General features: G+C 31.4%; 18 protein-coding genes, 1 other RNA gene and 1 pseudogene. 10 read left to right on the top strand and 10 right to left on the bottom strand.

The window, feature by feature from the left end:
- The first annotated feature begins 74 nt into the window (after nucleotides 1–74).
- The 3 genes from ABD715_RS01895 to ABD715_RS01885 all read left to right on the top strand — a co-directional run bounded on the left by ABD715_RS01895 (nucleotide 75) and on the right by ABD715_RS01885 (nucleotide 3,243).
- A complete protein-coding gene (locus tag ABD715_RS01895) occupies nucleotides 75–1,058 on the top strand; it encodes a Gfo/Idh/MocA family protein (RefSeq protein WP_344786371.1) in 984 nt (327 codons plus the stop codon).
- 128 nt (nucleotides 1,059–1,186) lie between these two features.
- Nucleotides 1,187–2,239: a ThuA domain-containing protein gene (locus ABD715_RS01890; protein ID WP_344786370.1), complete on the top strand. Its 1,053-nt coding sequence runs from the start codon at nucleotides 1,187–1,189 to the stop codon at nucleotides 2,237–2,239.
- An 11-nt stretch (nucleotides 2,240–2,250) separates the two neighbouring features.
- A complete protein-coding gene (locus tag ABD715_RS01885) occupies nucleotides 2,251–3,243 on the top strand; it encodes a ThuA domain-containing protein (RefSeq protein ID WP_344786369.1) in 993 nt (330 codons plus the stop codon).
- 76 nt (nucleotides 3,244–3,319) lie between these two features.
- Here the strand turns inward: ABD715_RS01885 and ABD715_RS01880 are convergent, their stop codons facing one another.
- From ABD715_RS01880 to ABD715_RS01850, 7 genes are all read right to left on the bottom strand, one after another.
- Nucleotides 3,320–4,063 (bottom strand): NYN domain-containing protein, encoded by a 744-nt coding sequence (locus ABD715_RS01880; protein WP_344786368.1) that lies wholly within the window; start codon nucleotides 4,061–4,063, stop codon nucleotides 3,320–3,322.
- Nucleotides 4,064–4,483: 420 nt separating this feature from the next.
- A complete protein-coding gene (locus tag ABD715_RS01875) occupies nucleotides 4,484–5,566 on the bottom strand; it encodes an iron-containing alcohol dehydrogenase family protein (RefSeq protein ID WP_344786367.1) in 1,083 nt (360 codons plus the stop codon).
- A 47-nt stretch (nucleotides 5,567–5,613) separates the two neighbouring features.
- A complete protein-coding gene (locus ABD715_RS01870) occupies nucleotides 5,614–6,231 on the bottom strand; it encodes a CatA-like O-acetyltransferase (RefSeq protein ID WP_344786366.1) in 618 nt (205 codons plus the stop codon).
- Nucleotide 6,232: 1 nt separating this feature from the next.
- On the bottom strand, nucleotides 6,233–6,934 hold the full coding sequence (locus tag ABD715_RS01865) for an HAD family hydrolase (protein WP_344786365.1): 702 nt from the start codon (nucleotides 6,932–6,934) through the stop codon (nucleotides 6,233–6,235).
- 36 nt (nucleotides 6,935–6,970) lie between these two features.
- Nucleotides 6,971–7,699, bottom strand: coding sequence for a 3-deoxy-manno-octulosonate cytidylyltransferase (gene kdsB, locus ABD715_RS01860; RefSeq protein ID WP_344786364.1), 729 nt, complete (start codon nucleotides 7,697–7,699; stop codon nucleotides 6,971–6,973).
- Between the two features lie 52 nt (nucleotides 7,700–7,751).
- Entirely contained in the window at nucleotides 7,752–8,318 is a 567-nt protein-coding gene (locus ABD715_RS01855) for a DUF4126 domain-containing protein (RefSeq protein ID WP_344786363.1), read from the bottom strand.
- A gap of 68 nt (nucleotides 8,319–8,386) precedes the next feature.
- Complete coding sequence (locus tag ABD715_RS01850) at nucleotides 8,387–9,811, bottom strand: ATP-dependent DNA helicase (RefSeq protein ID WP_344786362.1); 1,425 nt, start codon at nucleotides 9,809–9,811, stop codon at nucleotides 8,387–8,389.
- Between the two features lie 131 nt (nucleotides 9,812–9,942).
- On the opposite strand from ABD715_RS01850, the gene ABD715_RS01845 reads away from it, so the two are divergent.
- The 4 genes from ABD715_RS01845 (at nucleotide 9,943) to ABD715_RS01830 (ending at nucleotide 12,946) form a co-directional block, all read left to right on the top strand.
- Entirely contained in the window at nucleotides 9,943–10,686 is a 744-nt protein-coding gene (locus ABD715_RS01845; RefSeq protein WP_344786360.1) for a hypothetical protein, read from the top strand.
- Nucleotides 10,673–11,491 carry a DUF3822 family protein gene (locus tag ABD715_RS01840; protein WP_344786358.1) on the top strand — a complete coding sequence of 273 codons (819 nt, stop codon included), beginning with the start codon at nucleotides 10,673–10,675 and terminating at the stop codon, nucleotides 11,489–11,491. The genes ABD715_RS01845 and ABD715_RS01840 overlap by 14 nt, the downstream gene beginning before the upstream one ends.
- Nucleotides 11,491–12,030 carry an RsmD family RNA methyltransferase gene (locus ABD715_RS01835; RefSeq protein WP_344786356.1) on the top strand — a complete coding sequence of 180 codons (540 nt, stop codon included), beginning with the start codon at nucleotides 11,491–11,493 and terminating at the stop codon, nucleotides 12,028–12,030. Before ABD715_RS01840 ends, ABD715_RS01835 begins: the two co-directional genes overlap by 1 nt.
- Before the next feature lie 163 nt (nucleotides 12,031–12,193).
- Entirely contained in the window at nucleotides 12,194–12,946 is a 753-nt protein-coding gene (locus ABD715_RS01830; RefSeq protein WP_344786354.1) for a hypothetical protein, read from the top strand.
- A gap of 67 nt (nucleotides 12,947–13,013) precedes the next feature.
- On the opposite strand, the gene rnpB is transcribed toward ABD715_RS01830, so the two are convergent.
- Nucleotides 13,014–13,320, bottom strand: an RNA gene (gene rnpB, locus ABD715_RS01825) — RNase P RNA component class A.
- A 329-nt stretch (nucleotides 13,321–13,649) separates the two neighbouring features.
- Between rnpB and dnaX the strand changes: the two are divergent.
- The 3 genes and pseudogenes from dnaX to ABD715_RS01810 all read left to right on the top strand — a co-directional run bounded on the left by dnaX (nucleotide 13,650) and on the right by ABD715_RS01810 (nucleotide 16,571).
- Nucleotides 13,650–15,370, top strand: a pseudogene (dnaX, locus tag ABD715_RS01820) (DNA polymerase III subunit gamma/tau).
- 30 nt (nucleotides 15,371–15,400) lie between these two features.
- Complete coding sequence (locus ABD715_RS01815) at nucleotides 15,401–15,979, top strand: hypothetical protein (protein ID WP_344786352.1); 579 nt, start codon at nucleotides 15,401–15,403, stop codon at nucleotides 15,977–15,979.
- A 10-nt stretch (nucleotides 15,980–15,989) separates the two neighbouring features.
- Nucleotides 15,990–16,571, top strand: a complete 582-nt coding sequence (locus ABD715_RS01810) for a MiaE family protein (protein WP_344786350.1) — start codon at nucleotides 15,990–15,992, stop codon at nucleotides 16,569–16,571.
- 56 nt (nucleotides 16,572–16,627) lie between these two features.
- Here the strand turns inward: ABD715_RS01810 and ABD715_RS01805 are convergent, their stop codons facing one another.
- The gene (locus ABD715_RS01805; protein WP_344786348.1) at nucleotides 16,628–17,161 is read right to left on the bottom strand and encodes a porin family protein; all 534 of its coding nucleotides are present in this window, start codon (nucleotides 17,159–17,161) and stop codon (nucleotides 16,628–16,630) included.
- A gap of 190 nt (nucleotides 17,162–17,351) precedes the next feature.
- The gene (locus ABD715_RS01800) at nucleotides 17,352–18,257 is read right to left on the bottom strand and encodes a Ppx/GppA phosphatase family protein (RefSeq protein WP_344786346.1); all 906 of its coding nucleotides are present in this window, start codon (nucleotides 18,255–18,257) and stop codon (nucleotides 17,352–17,354) included.
- Nucleotide 18,258 lies beyond the last annotated feature (1 nt).

Raw genomic sequence — 18,258 nt, 5'->3', positions numbered from 1 at the left:
TTAATAAGCGCTTTTTTTATGCACAATTTCTTCTATTTTTGTAATTGTATATTTCTAAATTAAAATGCATCATTATGGCTCTTAATAAAACAATTAACTGGGGATTTATAGGTTGTGGTAGTGTAACCGAAACCAAAAGTGGCCCTGCCTACAAACAAACAGATGGATTTAATGTTATTGCAGTTATGCGACGTAACAAAGAGAAAGTTATTGACTATGCTAAAAGACATAATATACGCAAATACTACACTAATGCAGATGATTTAATAAACGATCCTGATGTAGACGCTATTTATATAGCCACACCTCCAGACACACATAAATTATACGCTTTAAAAGTAGCAGAAGCCAATAAACCATGTTGTATAGAAAAACCAATTACTCCGCATTATACAGAAGCCTTAGAGATTTACAATGCTTTTAACACAAAGCACCTCCCTCTATTTGTAGCTTATTACAGGCGGTCGCTTCCTAGGTTTAATAAAATAAAAGTTTTTTTAGATAACAATGAAATTGGAAATGTTAGACACATAAGTTGGCGCTTAAACAAGCCCGCTAGTAAATTAGACCTCTCTAAAACATACAATTGGCGCACAGATGCTAATATAGCTCCTGCTGGATATTTTGACGATTTAGCAAGTCATGGCTTAGACCTATTTACCTACCTTCTTGGAAATATTAAAGAAGCTCAAGGCATAAGTACTAATCAGCAAGGTTTATACACTGCCAAAGACGCTGTTACTGCCTGCTGGATACATAACAATGGCATAACTGGAGCAGGAAATTGGAATTTTGGAGCAAACGAGCATGAAGATCGTGTTAAAATTACTGGAAGCAAAGGCGCCATAGAATTTTCAGTTTTTCACGAAAACCCAATTATTCTATCTACCACTTCAAAAACAGAAGAAATAACTATAGAAAACCCAAAACACATCCAGAAATATCATGTAGAAAATATGAGAGATTATTTGTTACTAGATAGCAAATCACACCCTTCTACAGGCAATACTGCGCTACACACCAGCTGGATAATGGATAAAATTTTAGATAAAAATTAAACTCTACCAATTATCGTTTTTTATATTTTACTTAAAAGTTTCGTTAATTATATGAAATAGCTGTTTTTTTCGAAAACACTTCTACGCTTTTTTATATCTTAGTTTATCCACTAAACTAAAACCTAAATATGAGATTCTTATTCTCTTGCTATTTCATTTTATGCGGCATGTTGCTTGTTGGATGCAAATCGCAAACAAGAGCTAGCCATACTAATAAAAAATTAAAAGTATTAATACTTGACGGAGAAAACAATCATGGTATATGGCCTAAAACCACATTCATGATGAAAAGCTACCTTGAAGAAACAGGTTTGTTCGAGGTCGATGTTTATCGTAAGAAATACACCTGGATTGGTCCGCATTATAACAAAGTTAAAGGCGTAGAAAACATTAACGACCTTTTAACCCTTTATCCACTTAACGACGGTATTGAAAGAGAAGCAGTAAAAGAAACAAAATACGATCCTAATTTTAACCCAGATTTTGAAAAATATGACTTGGTTGTAAATAATTTAGGGTGGAAATCTGCTAAATGGCCTGAAGCAACTAAAACAAATTTTGAGAATTACATGAAAAATGGAGGAGGTATGGTTTTAGTTCACGCAGCAAACAATGCTTGGGGACAATGGGAAGAATACAATAAAATGATTGGTCTTGGAGCTTGGGGAGATAGAGATGCAAAATCTGGCCCATATGCTTTTTATAATAATGAAGGAAAAGAAAAACGCGATCCTTCTGAAGGTATTTGCGCTTCGCATGGTGCACAATACGAATTTAAATTACAAACTAGAGCGCCTAAACACCCTATAATGAAGGGACTCCCAAAGGTTTGGTTACACACAAAAGACGAACTTTACGACCGCATGCGAGGCCCTGCTAAAAACATGACCATTCTTGCTACAGCCTACTCTGACACTATTAACAACGCACCACCTTGGAATAAAAAAGTAACAGGAACTGGAAGACACGAGCCTATGCTTATGGCTATAGAATACGGAAAAGGACGCATTTTCCATTCGGCTTTAGGCCATATGGATTACTCCATGGAGTCTGTTGGCTTTATAACCACACTGCAACGTGGTGCAGAATGGGTAGCCACAGGAAATGTAACACAAAAAGTACCAAAAGATTTTCCGTTAGAAAATAAAAGCAGTTCAAGAACATGGACTTTTAAAAATTAATAAATAAAAAAATGAAGTTAAAATTAGTAGTATTTTATTGTTTAAGTGTTTTAGTATTTAATTGCAAATTAGGAACATCAACATCTAAAAACAAAGTTCAATCTAAATTAAATGTTTTAATAATAGATGGGGAAAACAACCATAGTATTTGGCCAAAATCTACTTTAATGATTAAAGATTATCTTGAAGAAACATCTATGTTTAAAGTAGACATAACAAGAAAGGCTTTTACATGGAAAGGAGATGATTTAATAAAGAAATACCCGCTAACACCTCCTATTGAAACAACACCAGTAAAAAACCCAAAAGAAGACCCTAATTTTAGTCCAGATTTTAGTAAATACGACTTAGTAGTATCTAATTTAGGATGGAAAGCCTCTAATTGGCCAGCACAAACTAAAGCTAATTTTGAAAAATATATGGCTAATGGTGGCGGATTAATAGTAATTCATGCTGCTGATAACTCTTTTGGAGATTGGGACGAGTATAATAAAATGATTGGCCTTGGTGGTTGGGGTGGTCGAAATGCAAAATCTGGACCATATGTTTATTACACCGATAAAGGAGAATTAAAACACGACCATAAAGAAGGTAACTGCGGGCAACACGGTAAACAAACCGAATTTATTTTAGAAACAAGAGCTCCAGAACACCCTATAATGAAAGGATTACCTAAAATGTGGCTACACACTAAAGATGAACTTTACGAGAAATTAAGAGGTCCAGCAGAAAATATGACAGTATTAGCCACCGCATATTCTGACAAAGAAAATGGAAAAAGCAGGACGGGTAGACACGAGCCTATGCTTATGGCTATTAATTATAAAAAGGGACGTGTCTTTCACACAGCATTAGGACATACAGATTATTCCTTTGAGTGTGCCGGATTTATTACCACTTTGCAACGCGGAGCAGAATGGGTAGCTACAGGAAAAGTAACCCAAGAAGTGCCAGCAGATTTTCCAAGTGCAAACCAAACAAGCCCTAGAAAATGGAATAAATAAACTATTATTTATAAAAACTAAATAACAAAAGCCATAGCATTGCTATGGCTTTTGTTATAGTACCAACACAGTAAAACTATTTATTCTTTACATAAATTAATTTAAACCTACCATTACTTTGGTCTCGCTGTTCCATTTCAAATTGTGGAAGCGATTTAAAAAGCGGTGTTAATTTTTGAAAACCAAAGTTACGAGAATCAAAGTTTGGTTGTTTTTTTAGTATTAAAGAGCCTACATCTCCTAGAAAAGCCCAACCATCGTCATCTGCAGCATCATCAACAGAGTTTTTAAGCAACTTTATTACTTTTGGCGTTATATTGTATAAATTTGTTTTTTTACGCTTCGTGCTTTTTTCGTCTTTATCATTTCCATCACTGTCATCATCATTAGCTAAAATTTCTAAATAAATAAACTTATCGCAAGCTACAATAAATGGATTTGGTGTTTTTTTCTCGCCCATACCATAAACAACCATGGCAGCTTCACGCAAGCGCGTTGCTAGCTTTGTAAAATCACTATCAGAGGATACTAAACAAAAACCATTTACTTTTTCAGAATACAAAATGTCCATAGCATCAATTATCATGGCAGAATCTGTTGCATTCTTTCCTGTTGTATAACCGTATTGTTGTATTGGCGTTATAGCGTTTTCTAACAATACATTTTTCCATTTAGACAAATGTGGCTTAGTCCAATCGCCATAAATTCGCTTTATTGTTGGTGTACCGTACTTTGCTATTTCTTCCATCATTTCTGTAATATATTTTGATGGAATGTTATCTCCGTCTATTAATACGGCAATTTTAGTATCTTTTATCATATGAGGTTAAATATACAGAATATATAAAGAGACGCCACTTTTAAATAGCTTCAAAATAAATTCATTAACATCTTTTAACATCTTAATAAAATATTCTAAGTCTCTTTTATTTTGATTAATTCAAAATAAATAATTTTAAAACTCTGGTCTACATAACATTTTTTTTTAGAAAAATAATACAAATTAGAGCACTCTTGCGCGTACTAAACAATTGTTTACCGTTTTTAAATAACATAGATTAAATAAATTCTAAAACTAAAAAAGCTACCTCATTTAAACGAGGTAGCTTTTGTATTTTTTATAAAATAAATGTTTCTTTTTAGGAACAAATAATTGTTTACTTTATGTTTCATTCATTTCTACTTAATAATAAGCAAATTATGTGCCAATCTTTATTCTAGCTATAAAAAGTAACAGTTTTTATATTTTTTGATATAAAGATTTAACCTTTTCTGGAGTTATTATTGTTTTCCATTTTTTTCCTAAGGCATTTTCCCAAAGAGGCTCTAAACTTAAAGCTACTTTAATCATTATATCGAATTCGGCATCGGTTAAGTTAGCACAAATACCTTGAGGCAGTTCAATATCATGTTTAGCTTTCATAGTTTTAAAAAGAGCAACACCTTCTGGATAATATTCTTCTAAATGATCGAACACTAAACAGTTACCTATACCATGCTTAACTCCTAAATAATAAGACAAACCATAACTTAACGCATGCGCAACGCCTACTTGAGAATAAGCTATACTCATTCCGCCATGCCAGCTAGCCATCATTAACTTATCTTGAGATTCTGCAACAGATAAGTTATCTGCTAAAAATATTTCTTTACACAAATCGAAAGCTTTTTCTCCATATGTTTTACTAAACTCATTTAAAAAAGTTCCGTTTAACGATTCTATACAATGGATATAGCAATCCATACCTGTATAAAACCACTGATTTTTCTCTACATCTTTTGTTAACTCTGGATCTAGTAAAACCTGATCAAAAGGTGTGTAATCACTATTAATACCAAGTTTAAGTTTTGGCCCTGTTAAAATAGCTGTTCTTGACACTTCTGCACCTGTACCAGATATAGTAGGAATACCAACATGGTATATTGCTGGATTTTTAACCAAATCCCAACCTTGGTAATTCTCTGCACTACCTTCGTTTGTTAACAAAATAGATACAGCCTTAGCCAAATCTAAAATAGAACCTCCTCCTATGCCAATAATACCAGACGGACGCTCTTTACAGGTTAGTATAATGTCTTCTACCAACTGATCTACTTGTGACGTTTTAGGTTCTTCTTTTGTTGAGATATAAAGGATTTTATCATCGTAAGACAAAGAAATTCTTGACGTTAACCAAGTATTACTCTTAAAAACATCGTCTACTAAATATATAAAAGGTGCTTTTGTATTTAAGCGATTCGGAGATATTATTTCACTTAATTGATTGAAACTACCTCTACCAAAAATCACCCTTGGTACCATCGGAAAGTTTTTATAGCTCATTTATTCTATTTTCTTTTTCGAAAGGTAAAAATACCATTATTTTAATTTTATGCATCTAAATAACTCTGAAATTTATCAGAAAATATACCTATATGGTAACCATCTACCAGCGCATGGTTTACATCTATAGACACATTCATCATTAATTTGTCACCATTTTGGGTCATTTTACTAAAAGCAAATTTAGGTACAGATTCTTTATTTCCAGACACTGGTTCTTTATGTCCTACAAAATTTACCCAAGGCATAGCAGAGCAATGTATACAGTCTAAACTATTTGTTGGCGGATATAAATTTGATGAATTTTCTATTCTATTTTTCTCTGATTCAATATTTTTTATAAAAACCTCTATACTCTCGTTAAACTTAATAAAGGAAAACCCAAACGTTTTATCTTTTCTCATTAGGGTAGCCGAGGCGTTAATAACATTATACTGTACAACATTACCTTCTACAATTCTTAATTTTAAATTATCTATTTCGTTTATAGCACGCATGCAATCGTGTAAATACTTTGCAAAAAAACTAATATTTTCTTTTTTAGCTTTTTTGTAAGCTTTTGTAACATCAAAAGGAATAACTACACCAAAATATGGATCTGCCAAGGCATTAAAATGATTGAATAGTTGCTTTCTATTCCATGTTTCTAAATCTAAAACTTTCAAATTATTTTATTAATTTTAATATATCTATTATACTAGATATTGTTTTATATGATTTTCCGTTTGTTTCTTTTTCTGTAACCTCTTCATGAGCCCAAGTAGTATGAAACGGAACATGTATTGCTTGAGCGCCTATATTTACTAAAGGTAAAACATCTGATTTTAAAGAGTTTCCTATCATTAAAAATTCTGATGGTTTTACATCTAAATGTTTCAATAAATTAGAGTAATTAGCTTCTTTTTTATCACTTAAAACTTCTATGTGATGAAAATATTTTGTTAATCCAGATTTTTCTAATTTTCGTTCTTGATCTAGCAAATCGCCTTTGGTTGCTACAATTAAACGATGTGTTTTTGACACTTGTTTTAAAACATCCTCTACACCTTCAAGTAAATCTACAGGCTTATTTATCATGGTTTTACCAATATTTAAAATCGCTTCGATTGTTTTACTAGACACATTATAGTTAGACAAATCTAAGGCACTTTCTATCATAGACAAAGTAAAAGCTTTTACGCCATAACCATATAGGTCTAGATTTTGAATTTCCATTTTAAATAATTCTTGATCTATCTTATTAGGTGTTTCGTAATCTCTTAAAAGTTTTACAAACTCTTGCTCTGCTTCTCTAAAATACGTTTCGTTAACCCAAAGCGTATCGTCTGCATCAAAGCCTATAACTTTTATGTTTTTATAATCTATCATATAAATCGACCATTTAATTCGAAAATAAAGACGTTTTTATTTCCATATTTTTTTAGCACGTTCAAGATCTTCTGGAGTATCAATTTCTACCCCTTCAATACTAGTTTCTACCATTTTAATACGTTTACCATACTCTAAATAACGAATACATTCTATTTTCTCTGAAGCTTCTAAAGGCAACATTGGTAATTTATAAAAATCGAGTATAGCTTCTTTTCTAAAAGCGTAAACTCCTTTATGTTTAAAGTACTTGGCACCCACATTTTTTTCTCTTGGATAAGGGATTGGACTACGTGAAAAATAAAGTGCAAAATTAGTTTGATCTACAATAACCTTAACCGTATTTGGGTTGTTAATTTCGTCTTGGTCTGTTATATGCACCATTAGAGATGCTAAATCTACTTCCTTCTTGCTATCTACTTCAAAAACTTCTATAAGCTTTTGTAAAGACTCTTTATCTGTAAAAGGCTCATCGCCTTGAACATTTATAACCACATCTATATCTAAATTAGCAACTGCTTCTGCTATTCTATCGCTTCCGCATTCGTGCTCTTTAGTACTCATAATAGCTTTACCTCCATTATTTACAATCTCTTTGTATATAATATCGCTATCTGTTACAACAAATACATCGTCGAATAAATTGGTAGCAACGGTAGCTTCGTATGTTCTTCGAATTACTGTTTTACCACCTAGATCTTGCATTAATTTACCTGGAAAACGAGAGGCAGCATATCGCGCCGGAATCATTGAAATTATTTTCATGTTATAATATAAGTCAATTTCGACTTCAAAAATATAATAATTATTGTTGATTTTAACCTTTAGAAGGTCTAAACTTTTTGAATATTTTAAAGATAACAATTAAGATTACAACTACTAATACAATAGCTAATACTGGAAAAAAAATAGAAACTACAGACATTGTAATTGCTGTACCGGTTTCTATTGTAGACACAATAGGGTTGCCTACTCCTCCTGTAGATGCTGTTGATGCTAAGCGTGTTACTCCTGCCGAGCTAGAAATGGCGCTTGCTGTACCTGCTCCTGCTATAATAGCCAAAGCCCAAGTAATTACTGGACTTAAATCGACCACAGTAGACATCATTACCGCAGTGCCTGCGAACGCTGCTAAAGGAACCGATATACTATCTAAAAGGTTGTCGACATAAGGAATGTAATAAGCAAAAACCTCTACTAATGTAGCTACACCCAGGGTTATTAAAGCTGTTAAACTGCCAATCCATTGCCAAGATTCATTTAACTCCCAAGCATTAAAATAAGACGCTAAGCTTAATGCAAATAATGGTAAAAACACTCTAAAACCAACCGATGCAGCCAAACCAATACCAAGGCAAATACTTATAATCGTTTCTATTGTCATAATATAATCACCTTTTTATAGACTTTTAATTTTAGGTTTATAAATTTACATTAAATCTTAATTAAATACTATTCTTCAAAAAAATCGTCTTTAAAGCCTATTAAATATAGTTTTTCTTTAGCTCTTGTTACAGCTGTGTATAACCACCTTAAATAATCTTTGTCTATACCATCTGGTAAATACGGTTGTTCTACAAAAACTGTATTCCATTGGCCTCCTTGAGATTTATGGCATGTTATTGCATACGAGAACTTAACTTGTAAAGCATTAAAATACTTGTTGTTTTTTACTTTTAAAAACTTTTTATATTTGCTGGTTTCGTCTTCAAAATCCTTCATTACCTCTTGATATAATCGGTTAGAATCTTCGTAAGGTAACGATGGTGTTTCTGCATCAATAGTGTCTAGCATTAAAACGGTTTCAAAAGGTTTCATCTTCGGATAATCTACCATTCTAATTTTTACTTCCGCGAAGCGAAAACCATACAGTTCTTTAATGCTAAAAATTTCTAGAACCTCTATAATATCTCCATTTGCTATAAAACCAGCTTCTGAATTAGATTTTAACCAAAAATAATTATTTTTAACTACCATTAAATAATCTCCAGAAGACAATTCGTGCTCGTTAAACAAAATTTTACTACGTATTTGCTTATTGTATAAATTAGCACGCTTGTTGCTTCTTACAATAATTGCGGTTTCTTCGTTTCCTAAATTACTGTACGCACCATCTATGGCTTCCATAATTTCGTATCCATCTGTTAATCTAACAATGTCTTTAAAATGGCCTAAATTAAATTGAAACGATTCGAAAAACGAACTTGCTAAAACTTCTCGAAGTATAGTAGCATTGGACAAAATACCAGAGTCTTGTCCTTGCCTAACCACTTCGTCTAGTTCCATTTTTATAACCTCCTTATCGTAGTTTAATTCTAATTTATTTTCGTCTAAAGCAGGGCTAATATCTAATTTTACGGGAGGCAACTGTGCAGTATCTCCTATTAAAAGTAACTTACAATTTTTACCAGCATAAACATATTGCATTAAATCGTCTAGTAAAGATCCATTTTCTACAAATTTAGATTCTCCTGGTGTATCTGGAATCATTGATGCTTCGTCTACAATAAAAATGGTGTTTTTATGCTTATTTGGTTGTAAAACAAATTTTACTCCACCTCCACTCTCTTTTTTAGGAAAGTAGATTTTTTTATGAATTGTAAACGCTTCTTTTTGGGAATAATTAGCAATTACTTTTGCAGCTCTACCTGTGGGAGCCATTAAAACAGCACTCATTTTTGCTTTCCATAAATTGCTTACAATGCTACCAATAATGGTGGTTTTACCCGTTCCTGCATACCCTTTTAGCAAATAAAGCTTGTTTTTAGAGTTATCGAAAATAAAATTAGATAATTGCTGAAGTACAATATTTTGTTTTAACGTTGGAGCAAACGGAAAAGACTGTTTTACAAGCGAATAAAATTGAGATGAGGTCATTTTCTGACTTAAAAATTAAAATTTATTCAAATATAGAAATGATTTTTAGCTACAATGGTTTTTACGATTAAAAAAAAATTGTAGATTTGCGAAAGACCATTAAATAAACTTTATAAATAAAATAGTATACTATGTTTAAAATTCTTCTTGTAGCCGTTGGTGTAATATTATTAACAATCGGTTTGGTTAAGCTTGTAGATAAATTTATACCTACAAAGTTTAAACCAGTATTAATAGTTGCTCTTTGGGCGTTGATTGCCTTTTTAGGATACAATACATATATGTCTGTTTACAATCCTATTTTGTTTAACCAAGAAAAAGAAAAACGATACGCTAAAGTTATTAGTAGCTTAGAAGATATTAGGGATGCACAATTAGCGCACAGAACAGTGACAGGTAAATTTGCTGATAAATTTGAAAATTTAATTAAATTTATTGATACAGCAGAGTTTACAATTACACAACGTAAAGATTCTACAGTAATTGATGAGGAAGCAAATAGACGTTTTGGATTAAACTCTATGACTAAAGAAATTGTAGTTATAGATACATTAGGCACCGCATCTGTTAAAGATTCTTTATTTAAAGGATCTACACGATACAAAAACATGATGAATTTACCAGAAGGTGTTGGTAAACCGGGTGCTAAATTTGAACTTAAAGCTGGATTTATCGAGCAAAGCGATGTTAAAATACCTGTATTTGAAGCTTCTATTAAAAAAGATATTATTTTATACGATCAAGATAAAGATCTTTTAGTAGCAGAAAATCAAGTTATGTCTGTTGAAGCTGTGAATGGTGATAACATTAAAGTTGGTTCTATGGACGAAGTTAATACCTCTGGAAACTGGCCTAAACTTTATGACACAAACTAAGATTAAAGACGTAAATAATTATACAGAATTGTCCATTCAAATTAGTTTGAGTGGACTTTCTTTTTGTATACTACAAAAAGAAACCAATACCATAAGCTATTTAAACCATTTTAGCTTTAATAAAAAACTAAACCCTTTTGCTCTTCTAGACCAATTAAAACAACTTTTTAATACAGAGGAAGCTCTACAAAAGCAATTTGACGCTGTTTACATAATACATGTTAACGAGTTAGCCACATTGGTACCCAAAGCTTTATTTAATGAAGATAATATAGCAGACTACCTTAAATTTAATTCTAAAATACTCAAGTCTGACTATATAACTTACGATGATATTAAACTAAACGAAAGCGTTAACGTTTATGTACCTTATGTAAATATTAATAATTTTATTTACGAAAAATTTGGCGCTTTTACTTTCAAACACTTTTCTACTATTTTAATAGAACAAATATTGCTGTTAGAAAAAAATAACACATCTACTAAAATTTACGCACATGTAAGCTCGAACCATTTCGAACTTGTAATAACCAAAGACGGTAAACTTTTACTATACAATAGTTTTGAATATAATAGTGAAGAAGATTTTATTTATTATCTATTATTTACTGCAGAGCAATTACATTTAAACCCAGAGCAAGTAGAACTTGTTTTTTTAGGCGATATAACAAAAGATGATGCCATTTACAATATAACCTACAAGTACATTAGACACATACATTTTGGTAATAGAAACGACAACTATAAATACACCAAAACACCAAATACAAACCACAGTAATTTCACTTTAATAAAAAGTTTTTAATGCGTATTATTTCAGGATTATATAAAAGTAGAAAAATTGTTGCGCCAAAAAATTTACCTGTTCGCCCAACAACAGATATGGCCAAAGAGTCCCTTTTTAATATTATAAATAATCATTTTTATTTTGATGAAATATCTGTTATAGATTTGTTTGCAGGCACTGGCAATATAAGTTACGAATTCGCTTCGCGTGGCACAGAGCAAATTACTTGTGTAGATCAAGACCATGGCTGTGTTAAATTTATAAATCAAACCGCAGATGCTTTTGATATGCCACTGCAGGTTATAAAAAGTGATGTTTTTAAATTTTTAGAAAAGTCTAGTTTACAAGCAGATATTATATTTGCAGATCCTCCATATAATTTTACTGTAGAATTATTTGCCAAAATACCAGAATTAGTATTTAAAAATAATCTTTTGTTAGAAGATGGTATTTTAATTATAGAACACTCTAAACATACAGATTTATCTCATTTAGAAAACTTCGATTATTCAAAAAGTTATGGAGGTAATATGTTTAGTTTTTTCGAAAAACAATAAATTTAACATTTAAACGAAACGTAAGTCGTTTTTTATCAGTAAATTAGCATCCTCCTTAAGAGTCATCCCCGACTCTAACATATTATTTTTTTCCTAGAAAACACTTTGTTTTATCTTATTGCTATGGTTTTTGTTAACTAATACTAACCAAAAACCAATAATTATGAAACCATTTAAAACCGTTTTAACACTAGTGTTAACCATGTTTTTAACACTAAACCTTGCAGCTTATCAAAAAATGTACTTGGTACATCAAGACAATGTAAAGCCATCAATGCTAAACCAGTACGAAGAAACCTCAAAAGAATTTATTACAGCTAGCACTAAACACAATTTACAAACCAGCTGGATAACAGTAAGCACAAGTAACTTAAACTACTTTTACCTTACTCCCATAAAAAACTTTGCAGAACTAGACGTAGACCCTTTTGCAGACATGGCTAAAGCTATGGGCGACGATTTTTCAAAACTCTTTAAAAAATTTAATGCTTGTTACGACACCCACGGTTCGTACATTATAAGCTTAAACGAAAAACTATCGTACATGCCAGAAAACGAGTCTTCATCAAGTGAAGACGAAAACTACCTCGATTTCTTATACCTCTATTACACACCTAGCAATGCCGAAAAAATACGAGAAAACATAAGCGCTGTAAAAGATATGTTTACTTCAAAAAAATCGAAAAACTATTACAGAATATATCAAGGTGTATTTGGTCAATTAGAAAATTATTACCTCGTAGTAATTTCCAGTAAAGATGAAATAGACTCTGCGACAAAAAGCATAAATAACAAAGAAGTTCTTGGTCCAGAACGTATAGAAACTTTTAGAAAACTATTAAAATACACCTCAAGAATTGAGGAGTATACAGGGCAAATGAGGCCCGATTTATATTATTTTTCTAATAAACAATAATAATTATAGAATTAGTCACTCTATTAAAAACAAGAAGAGCTACTCTAAAAAAAGTAGCTCTTCTGTTTATTTAAGTATATCTATAAGCCGGATTCTGTACCCTAAAAGAGCCCCTATCATTTATCTTAGCGCATTGTTACCAATACGCTTTAGCTGCCTACCCTCCAGCATCAAGCGTGCCGCCTTCAATCACTGGTTTACATGACATTGCACCACATAGAGTTTACCTGGTTTCACTACAGCATTACCTGTACATACTTTCTGTTGCACTTTTCCTAACCTCTCGGCTGGTGGCCATTAACCACTACATTGCACTACGGTGTCCGGACTTTCCTAACCAAAATTAACTTTAGTTCGATAGGGCGATTTACTTGTTTACAAAATTACAATAAACAAACACTAAAATCTAAGTTTATTTAACACTATTTAAAAATTTAGGCGTTACCACAAGGGGTCGGGCTTTCGGTAGTCGATTTTTTGTGTTGCATATACGCAACAACACAAAAAGAGCTTCAACAATACCTTAATCCCTAACGCAAGCAGCATTACAAAAAAATTATAATTACAAATAACTAACTACGAGTAGTACCTAGTTTTAAAAGATGTTAATAACTATCCAAAAAACAACCTAACAAAATTCTTAATTTTAAGCCTATTTCTTAACTTTGTTATCACAATTTGCTAAAATCAAATTCGATAAAATTTGGAACACTTTATAGTATCGGCAAGAAAATATAGACCTCAAACATTTAAAGATGTAGTGGGGCAACAAGCCATTACCAACACGTTACTTAATGCTATCGATAATAACCATTTAGCACAAGCCTTATTATTTACAGGGCCACGTGGTGTTGGCAAAACAACATGCGCACGTATTCTAGCTAAAATGATAAACAGTGAAGATTCTGAAAATTCTGAGGAAGATTTCGCTTTTAATATTTTCGAATTAGATGCTGCATCAAACAACTCGGTAGACGACATTAGAAGCTTAACAGACCAAGTTAGAATACCTCCACAAGTAGGCAAATACAAAGTTTACATTATAGATGAGGTACACATGCTATCTCAAGCTGCATTTAATGCCTTTCTTAAAACATTAGAAGAGCCACCAAAACACTGCATTTTTATATTAGCAACTACCGAAAAACATAAAATTATACCAACCATACTATCTCGTTGTCAAATTTTCGATTTTAAGCGTATAACGGTAAAAGATGCTAAAGAATACTTAAAATATATAGCCGAAGAACAAGGAGTACAAGCAGATGACGATGCCTTGCATATTATAGCTCAAAAAGCTGATGGCGCTATGCGAGATGCTTTATCTATTTTTGACAGAGTAGTGAGTTTCTCTGGTAAAAACCTAACAAGACAAGCAGTAACAGAAAACTTAAATGTACTAGACTACGAAACCTATTTTACTAGTACAGACTTAATTTTAGAGAATAAAATACCCGAATTGTTGCTACAATTTAACACCACTTTATCAAAAGGATTTGATGGACACCATTTTATAGCAGGTTTAGCCTCTCATTTTAGAGATTTACTTGTTAGTAAAACACCACAAACTATAGATTTGCTAGAGGTTGGAGATCAAACTAAAACAAAATACTTAGAGCAATCTAAAAAAGCATCGCAACAGTTTTTATTACAAGGCATAAATCTTGCTAACGACTGCGATCTCAAGTATAAATCCAGTAAAAACCAACGACTTCTCGTCGAACTTTGTTTAATGCAGCTTGCCTCTATCACTTTTGATGGAGAAAAAAAAAAAATAGCAAACATTACATAATACCAGCTTCTTATTTTAAAAAGAAAGGCATTACCCCTGTACCAGTTAATGTTGCTAGAAAAGAAGATGCCCAAGAAGTAGAGAAAAAAGAAGAAACAAATACTGCTACAAAAAACACAAGTCAGTTTTCTAACAGTACGCCAAAAAAAATTATATTAAAACAAAACGAAAGACGATCTTCCGGACTATCTCTTAGTAGTATTCGCGCCAAAAAAGCGCATCAAATTAAACAAATGGACGTTGTTGTTGAAGAAGAAAACTTACCAACAGAAGATTTCGATCCAGAAGATTTAATAGCACATTGGCATAAATTTACAGAAATATTAATAGAGCAAGGCAAACATAACTTAGCCTCTATTTTATCTATGGCTGTACCTAAAGTAAAAGGAACAACAATACATTTAGAATACCCTAACGAAACAAATAAGGTAGAATTGGAACGCCAACAATACGATTTAATGAATTACCTTAGAAAATCTGTAAACAACTATAACGTAAACCTTTCTATTACCATAAACGAAGTTTTAGAAAAACAATACGCTTACACTACAGCAGATAAATTTGAAATGTTAAAAGAAAAAAATCCTAATTTAGAACTTTTAAGACGCACATTTGATTTAGATGTTCTATAATTCTTTATTATGAATAAATTAATCCTTATTATGAATAAATTAATCCTTTTATTTTTAATTATGGTTTTAGGCATAGCTAGCAGCTGCGATAGTAAAAAATATAAAAAGGACCTATTAAATCAATCTGTTTCTAGATTTAAAAATTCTATTACTCCTATAGAAACAGCTAGTTTTATACCTCAAGAAAATAAAATTACAGTAACAGATACAATTTTAAGTAACCACTTTAAATTTAAAATTATGTCTTCTGCTAATATGGATCAAGCTATTTTAAAACAAAATACAAATAACCAATTAACTAAAAGTTTATATTACAGAAAAAGCATAGTAAAACTACAATTATATTATAAAGATGAGCTAATTTTTGATAATGATATAGACACAGCTTTTTTAAAAAATAATACCAACATACTTACCAAAATAGGCAAAGACGATTTAATTATAAGAGATTTAAATCTAGACCAAAAAACATTTATAACAAATAAAAAAGCAATCTATTTTAGTATAAATGCTTACAACCCTAATCACGAATTAGACTTTAGAATAAACCTGCATATAGATAAAACAGGCAAATATACTATGCACACCACCAAGAGCTACCCCATTTAATATTATAATTATGCTAGGACTAAAACTTCCAACAGACCCACGATGGGTAAATATTGTAGAAAAAAATATTGAAGAAATATTAACAGATCATGCCTTTTGCGAACAAAAAGCAGCAAGTACTGCTATTTCTTTAATTGTTAGTTTCCCTGAATATTCTGATTTAGTACAGGAAATGACTGCTTTGGTTAAAGAAGAAATAAGTCACTTTAAAATGGTTCACGATAAAATTTTAGAGCGAGGTTGGACCTTAGGAAGAGACCGTCGAGACGATTATGTTTTACAATTAATAACGTTTTTTCCTAAAGGAGGAAGCAGAACTAACCAATTAGTACACAGGTTACTTTATGCTGCCTTAATTGAGGCTAGAAGTTGTGAACGTTTTAGACTACTATCGGAAGAATTAGAAGATAAAGAATTGGCAGAGTTTTACAGAAACCTAATGGTAAGTGAGGCCAACCATTACACCATGTTTTTAGGCTTTGCTAGACAATATGGAGATAAAAAAGAGGTAGACACTAAGTGGCAAGCTCTTTTAGAGTTTGAAGCCGAAATTATGAAAAACCTTAGTAAAAGCGAATCTATACACGGTTAAACAAAAAAAGCTCTATTATAATAATAGAGCTTTTTTTGTTTTTTATATTTTAGCTTTTAGAATTGGTAACCAACTCCAAATTGAATATTTGTGTTCTTTGCTTCTGTAATTAAATGCTCGTCAAAGATATTAGACATCCCTAAAGTATATCGCAAATCAATAAACAACATTTCTGTTAATTTATACTCTACACCTCCAACACCAGAATAAGCAAAGTTTTTTACACCGTCTTCGTATTTATAAGACTTTAAGCTTATTTGTGGCCCTGCTGCTAATCGAATTTTCGGGCTTATTTTTAATTTAAAAAGAATTGGAGCTTGAATATAATCTAAATGTAATCTTTCATCTTTAGCACCTTCAGCAGAAAACTGTAATTCTGGAACAATAGATACTTTTTCAGATAATTTAAAATCTCCAAAGCATCCTATATAAAAACTGTTTCTATGTTTATTCTCTATATTTGAGCTTTTTCCTTCTTCAAAATTCAAATTAGAAATATTGTAACCACCACGAATACCATACATTCCTTTTTGAGAAAAGCCTTGAATTGAAACACCAAGAAATAAAGCTAATAGTAATATTTTTTTCATCTTTTTCTTTATTAATCGTAAATAAAATAATGTTATATGCATATTAAAAAGCTTCCATAAATAGAAGAGAACTAGGTTATGCTAATTTCATTTTAATAGATTTAGGGTATAATTATCTAGTAATTATATATGTACGAATATATATTATAAAATTAAAAAAGAACAATTATAAAGGGTAAAAAGCAATATTTTACTGTGTATTACTAGAAACAGTGTCGTAAAATATACTTTTTATTATACCATCTGCCAATCCTATTTTTGGAACATATATGTGCTTAGAACTACTCCATTTCATTGCAGACAAATAAATGCGCATTGCTGGAATTATAACATCTGCTCTATCTTGATTTAAACCCAATTCTGTAATACGCTCTTCGTAAGAATAAGTTTGAAGCATATTATAATAAGATGTTAAGTAAAAGAAAGTTAATGGCTTACCCATAGACTTACCAGATAACTTAAATATTTTATTAATATTACCTCCAGAACCTAAAACACTAATTTTATCGTATTGGTTTGTTTTTTCTTTTATCCATTGCTCTAATTCCTTCCAGTATTCTTGCTTCACCATATCGTTAAGCAACCTTACGGTACCTATTTTAAAAGATTTTGATGCTACTTGTATACCTTTATCTATTACTGTAAACTCTGTGCTTCCACCACCCACATCTACATATAAATAGGTTTTATTTGGATCTATAAACTTGTTTAAATCGGTTGCTGCTATTATAGCTGCTTCTTCTTCGCCTCCAATTATATCTATACTAATTCCAGATTCATTTAAGACCCTTTCTACTAGTTTCTTTCCATTTTCTGATTCGCGCATGGCAGATGTTGCACACGCTTTATACTTAACTACTTTATGCGATTTCATTAAAAGCCTAAAGGCTAACATGGTATCTAAAATTCTTTGTGTGTTTTCTTTAGATATTTTATTTTTTAAAAATACGTCTGCTCCTAAACGAATAGGCACACGAACTAATGAGTTTTTTTTAAATTGTACCGGTTTACCTTTTTCTTCTATAATATTAGAAATTAGTAAACGTACTGCATTAGAGCCAATATCTATGGCTGCGTATTTTTTTATTGAAAGCATA

This window comes from Postechiella marina (genome assembly GCF_039538365.1).
Classification (GTDB): domain Bacteria; phylum Bacteroidota; class Bacteroidia; order Flavobacteriales; family Flavobacteriaceae; genus Postechiella; species Postechiella marina.
Note: the sequence above shows the minus strand (reverse complement) of the source record. Positions and strands in the feature narration are given on the sequence as shown.

Excerpts from the sequence above, each read along its gene's own strand:
- ABD715_RS01845 (WP_344786360.1), top strand. The coding sequence starts at position 9,943 with ATGTTTAAAATTCTTCTTGTAGCCGTTGGTGTAATATTATTAACAATC.
- ABD715_RS01855 (WP_344786363.1), bottom strand. The coding sequence starts at position 8,318 with ATGACAATAGAAACGATTATAAGTATTTGCCTTGGTATTGGTTTGGCT.
- ABD715_RS01810 (WP_344786350.1), top strand. The coding sequence starts at position 15,990 with ATGCTAGGACTAAAACTTCCAACAGACCCACGATGGGTAAATATTGTA.
- ABD715_RS01850 (WP_344786362.1), bottom strand. The coding sequence starts at position 9,811 with ATGACCTCATCTCAATTTTATTCGCTTGTAAAACAGTCTTTTCCGTTT.
- ABD715_RS01895 (WP_344786371.1), top strand. The coding sequence starts at position 75 with ATGGCTCTTAATAAAACAATTAACTGGGGATTTATAGGTTGTGGTAGT.
- ABD715_RS01890 (WP_344786370.1), top strand. The coding sequence starts at position 1,187 with ATGAGATTCTTATTCTCTTGCTATTTCATTTTATGCGGCATGTTGCTT.
- ABD715_RS01815 (WP_344786352.1), top strand. The coding sequence starts at position 15,401 with ATGAATAAATTAATCCTTTTATTTTTAATTATGGTTTTAGGCATAGCT.
- ABD715_RS01875 (WP_344786367.1), bottom strand. The coding sequence starts at position 5,566 with ATGAGCTATAAAAACTTTCCGATGGTACCAAGGGTGATTTTTGGTAGA.
- ABD715_RS01880 (WP_344786368.1), bottom strand. The coding sequence starts at position 4,063 with ATGATAAAAGATACTAAAATTGCCGTATTAATAGACGGAGATAACATT.
- ABD715_RS01835 (WP_344786356.1), top strand. The coding sequence starts at position 11,491 with ATGCGTATTATTTCAGGATTATATAAAAGTAGAAAAATTGTTGCGCCA.
- ABD715_RS01800 (WP_344786346.1), bottom strand. The coding sequence starts at position 18,257 with ATGCTTTCAATAAAAAAATACGCAGCCATAGATATTGGCTCTAATGCA.
- ABD715_RS01885 (WP_344786369.1), top strand. The coding sequence starts at position 2,251 with ATGAAGTTAAAATTAGTAGTATTTTATTGTTTAAGTGTTTTAGTATTT.
- ABD715_RS01865 (WP_344786365.1), bottom strand. The coding sequence starts at position 6,934 with ATGATAGATTATAAAAACATAAAAGTTATAGGCTTTGATGCAGACGAT.
- kdsB (WP_344786364.1), bottom strand. The coding sequence starts at position 7,699 with ATGAAAATAATTTCAATGATTCCGGCGCGATATGCTGCCTCTCGTTTT.
- ABD715_RS01830 (WP_344786354.1), top strand. The coding sequence starts at position 12,194 with ATGAAACCATTTAAAACCGTTTTAACACTAGTGTTAACCATGTTTTTA.
- ABD715_RS01840 (WP_344786358.1), top strand. The coding sequence starts at position 10,673 with ATGACACAAACTAAGATTAAAGACGTAAATAATTATACAGAATTGTCC.
- ABD715_RS01805 (WP_344786348.1), bottom strand. The coding sequence starts at position 17,161 with ATGAAAAAAATATTACTATTAGCTTTATTTCTTGGTGTTTCAATTCAA.